This is a genomic window from Aquimonas voraii, assembly GCF_900101825.1.
GTDB lineage: Bacteria > Pseudomonadota > Gammaproteobacteria > Xanthomonadales > Xanthomonadaceae > Aquimonas > Aquimonas voraii.
Map to the genome: position 1 here is coordinate 1 of NZ_FNAG01000040.1, position 1,016 is coordinate 1,016.

Sequence of the window (1,016 nt, forward strand, 5' to 3'; positions counted from 1 at the left end):
GGCCTGCTGCAGGATCTGGGTGCGGGTGAGCTCGGCGGTTTCCTTGGCGTAGTCGGCATCGCGGATGCGCGAGCGGCTGGCCGAGAGGTTTTCGCCCGCGGTCTGCAGGTTCTGGATCACTGAGGCGAAACGGTTCTGGATGGCACCCAGATCGGCTCGTTGCGAGTTGACAACATCAAGCGCCGCATCCATTGCGACTATCGCGTCGGTCGCACCATCGACCGTCGAGATATCTAGGTTCGCGAATCCCGTTTGCACCGCGTAGGTCGCTTCTGAGCTGTTTGCGGGCGCACTCGCGAATCGCGGCGTCGGTCCTGCATAACTTGCAGGGCCTCCGCCAAGCGCGAAAGCCCCTTGGCTGAAGGTGAACGCTTCGCCATCCCCACGTGTCACACGTAAAGAGCCTGCTGCGATGGCTCCCGCGATCGTTGTCTGGCCAGCTCCCAGATCCAGCGAGAATCCTGCGACGCTCCCGCTGCCGTCCGTGCCGAATCCCGCAAACTCAAGCTCGTCCGCTACATCGGAGCCTTGTGGGTTGAATCCAAAGGCTTGGATGGTGAAAGTGTCGCCGCCGGTTGAGGTGAATGTGGCCTCGTAGCGATCGGTCGCTAGTCCTCCGAAGGTGCCGGTGAAGGTTCCCAGAAGCAATGCATCTGTGGGCGCATCCAAGGACTTCCACGTGCCGAGTTGAGAGACTCTCGCGTCAGCAATGGTGTTTACGGAGATCAATTGACCGGCGTTGGCTCCGACCTGGAAAGCTTGTCCGCTAAAGCTTCCGTCAAGCAGCTTCGCGCCGTTGAATTCCGTCTGCGTCGCAACGCGATCGATCTCCTGCTTCAGCTGTGCGACTTCGGACTGGAGTGCGGCGCGATCCGAGCTTGAGTTGGTGGCGTTCACCGACTGCACGGCCAACTCGCGGATGCGCTGCAGGTTGTTGCCGATCTCGGCCATCGCGCCTTCGGCGGTCTGGGCCAGCGAGATGCCGTCGTTGGCATTGCGGGTGGCGACGTTCAGGC

Annotated in this window: 1 protein-coding gene; it reads right to left on the reverse strand. The window is 61.7% G+C overall.

What is annotated here, in order from left to right; all coding sequences use genetic code 11:
• The coding region (locus BLP83_RS19185; protein ID WP_091246308.1) for a flagellin N-terminal helical domain-containing protein at positions 1 to 1,016 on the reverse strand (1,016 nt) is incomplete at both ends.